Below are 3,163 nucleotides of genomic sequence, written 5' to 3'. Positions count from 1 at the left end.
CCCGAATATTTTTTGCAATTTCTATAGGGTTAAGCGTTACCTGTGTATAAAAATATGCAAAAAACACAATCAGCAGGACTAAAAACAAGTTATACCACATCCCAGTAGGCGAAAGAATCCCCGCTATTTTAGCGACCCAACGAACATTTTGTCCAAAGCTTGAGGCAATTTGCAATGGGAACATCAAAAAAGAAGATGCGAAAATAACTGGAATAACGCCCGATGGATTGATTTTGAACGGAATATACGTATTAGCACCACCATACATCTTCCGTCCGATAACACGTTTTGCATAATGTACTGCAATTTTACGTTGTCCTTGCTGTTCGTAAATCACAAAATAAATAATACCTACAAACATTATCAATACGATAATAACAAATACGATATTAATATCATTATTCCGTACCATGTTGCCTAATTCCCAAATTGACGAAGGAAACCGTGCAATAATACCAGCAAAAATCAGCATTGAAATTCCATTTCCGATACCTCGCGCTGTAATTTGATCGCCAAACCATACTGCAATCATTGTCCCCGTTGTTACGGCCAACATTGCAAATAATCTAAAAAATACCTGATTCGTAATAACAATCGCACTAGGAATACTTGCTGCGTAATAAGTTATCGCCAAAGACTGAAGCAGACAAACAAATACCGTGCTTATTCGTATCCACTTTTGCAATTTTTTTTGCCCACCATCTTCCTGCACAATTCGTTTTAACGAAGGAAAGATAATAAGTGCAAGTTGCATAATAATTTGTGTTGAAATATAGGGCATCACCCCCAGCATGAACACAGAAAAATTAGAAAATGCACCACCGGCAAAAAAGTCCATATAATGGACAAACGCATTATTACCGCGTGTCAAAGAATTGAAATACAACGTCAATGCCTGTGGGTTAATACCAGGGATAGTCAATACGCTTCCTAATCGAAAAATAATGAGTAACAAGAATGTAAAAAACATACGGCTGCGTAGCGTTTTTATTCTAAACATATTTAGAATTGTATTCTTTGGCATACTAGATGCTCCCGTTTACTTATCAGTGACATTAATCGTTCCATTAGCTTTTTCGATTTTGTTTTTTGCAGAAGCAGATATTTTATCTGCTTTAACAATAAGTTTTTTGAAAAGATTCCCGTCTCCTAAAATCTTCAATAAATTCTGCGATCGCTTCAACAGTCCTTTTTTTATCAAAGATTTCTTATCAACAGTTTCACCATTCACATATTTAAATTCAATATCTCGCAAATTAACCACCGCATATTCCTTTTTGAAAGGATAATTTGAAAACCCTCGGTGTGCGATACGTCGAAATAAAGGCATCTGTCCACCTTCAAAACCGATATATACCTTTCCACCTGAACGAGACTGCTGTCCCTTGTTACCAAAACCGGCAGTCGTACCCATCCCGGAAGACGTGCCACGTCCTACAATATGTTTCTTTTTGTTTGCTCCATATGGTGCTGATAGTAAAAAATCAGACATTATTCTATTCCTCTCCTCTGTCTTTACAAGGTGTGAAACCGACTAGACCATTCCTGTTTAACGACTGAATCAATTTTTTAAACCTAAACTCCGTATTGTTGCTCATTTTGCAGGGTTTTGCCCAACAGCATTTTTTATTAATGTAATTTGCAGTCGGTTCACCATTAACTCCATAAGGTATTCAAAGTTTTACCCCTGTTCTTCGCAATAACCCGTGCATCCATCAAATGATTCACCGCGTTAAACATAGCATGTACCACATTTACCGATGTGGTTGCCCCCAGTGATTTTGATAGCACGTCAGTAACACCTCCCATTTCCATGACCGCTCGTACCGCACCGCCAGCAATAATACCAGTGCCCGAACAAGCTGGTTTCAAAAACACTGATGCACCTTTAAATTTTCCTATGATTTCATGCGGGATGGTGCCGTTTTTTATCGGAATCATAATCAAATTCCGTTTTGCCTTATCAAGACTTTTTCGAATTGCTTCCGCTACATCATTTGCTTTGCCGAATCCAAAACCGACTCTACCTTTTTTATCCCCAATGATAGTTAATGCGGAAAAAGTAAATCGCCGTCCACCTTTCATTACTTTTGCTGTGCGATTCAACTTTATGAGTTTTTCAATGAATTCTTTTGGGCGGTACCGATCTCTTTCGCGATTTTTGTGTTCCACACTATTTCCTAGAATATAATTCCAACTTTACGGAGCCCGTCAGCCAATGCTTTAATAACACCGTGATACAGATACCCATTTCGATCAAACACTATCGTGCTTATGTGTTTTTTTACAAGACCTTTACCCATCTCCTCCCCAAGCTGTTTCGATCCCAGAACATTTGCCTGCAATGAAGAAAAATTTAAAGTTGAAATAGCAGCGAGTGTTTTCCCGGTAGAATCATCAATAACTTGAATATATAAATTTCTGTTACTACGAGTTACTGTCATTCTAGGGCATTCTATCGTACCGAAAATCCGTTTTCGAATATGAAATTTTCGCTTCAGTCGTTTTCGTTTTTTATCACACATCTTTCGCAACATATCCTATACCTCGTCTTTATTTGACACCGGATTTACCAATTTTATATCTAATTACCTCTGTTTCGTAACGAACGCCCTTACCTTTGTAAGGTTCTGGAATGCGGATGTTTCTGATTTGGGCACTGAATTCACCAATCCGTTGTTTGTTAATACCGGAAATTGTTATTTTTCCCTGAGCATCGGCAATAACTGAAACCCCTTCCGGTATCACTACATTAAATTCGGAAGAATATCCTACTATCAATAACAACAAATCTTTTTTTACTTCCACACGATAACCAACTCCGGTAATAATCAAGTTTTTTGAAAAACCTATTGAAACACCTGTAACTATATTCTGAATCAAATTGCGATATAAACCTTGTGCCGCATTAGACTCTTTTGAAATATCAGCAGATATAACCAACAGTTTACATTCTTGTATTTCAAATTTTCACCTTTGATGTTCCCATTGCAAATTGCCTCAAGCTTTGGACAAAATGTTCGTTGGGTCGCTAACATAGCGGGGATTCTTTCGCCTACTGGGATGTGGTATAACTTGTTTTTAGTCCTGCTGATTGTGTTTTTTGCATATTTTTATACACAGGTAACGCTTAACCCTATAGAAATTGCAAAAAATATTCGGG

At 37.6% G+C, this 3,163-nt stretch carries 5 protein-coding genes and 1 pseudogene; 1 reads left to right on the top strand and 5 read right to left on the bottom strand.

Features of this window, described 5'->3' with window-relative positions; translation table 11 throughout:
- The 5 genes from secY to AWU74_RS08985 all read right to left on the bottom strand — a co-directional run.
- Positions 1-1,024, bottom strand: a 1,024-nt coding sequence (secY, locus tag AWU74_RS09005; protein ID WP_062328972.1) for a preprotein translocase subunit SecY, incomplete at its 3' end; no start/stop codon positions are given.
- 15 nt (positions 1,025-1,039) lie between these two features.
- The gene (rplO, locus tag AWU74_RS09000; protein ID WP_062328969.1) at positions 1,040-1,492 is read right to left on the bottom strand and encodes a 50S ribosomal protein L15; all 453 of its coding nucleotides are present in this window, start codon (positions 1,490-1,492) and stop codon (positions 1,040-1,042) included.
- 164 nt (positions 1,493-1,656) lie between these two features.
- Positions 1,657-2,172, bottom strand: a complete 516-nt coding sequence (gene rpsE, locus AWU74_RS08995; protein WP_062328967.1) for a 30S ribosomal protein S5 — start codon at positions 2,170-2,172, stop codon at positions 1,657-1,659.
- Positions 2,173-2,180: 8 nt separating this feature from the next.
- Complete coding sequence (gene rplR / locus AWU74_RS08990) at positions 2,181-2,537, bottom strand: 50S ribosomal protein L18 (RefSeq protein ID WP_062328964.1); 357 nt, start codon at positions 2,535-2,537, stop codon at positions 2,181-2,183.
- A 16-nt stretch (positions 2,538-2,553) separates the two neighbouring features.
- Positions 2,554-2,835: a 50S ribosomal protein L6 gene (locus AWU74_RS08985; RefSeq protein WP_438816373.1), complete on the bottom strand. Its 282-nt coding sequence runs from the start codon at positions 2,833-2,835 to the stop codon at positions 2,554-2,556.
- Positions 2,836-2,934: 99 nt separating this feature from the next.
- Between AWU74_RS08985 and AWU74_RS11145 the strand changes: the two are divergent.
- Positions 2,935-3,163, top strand: a pseudogene (locus tag AWU74_RS11145) (preprotein translocase subunit SecY); the annotation flags it as partial.

The organism is Treponema endosymbiont of Eucomonympha sp. (assembly GCF_001028545.1).
This window is presented reverse-complemented; position numbering and strand designations above follow the sequence as displayed.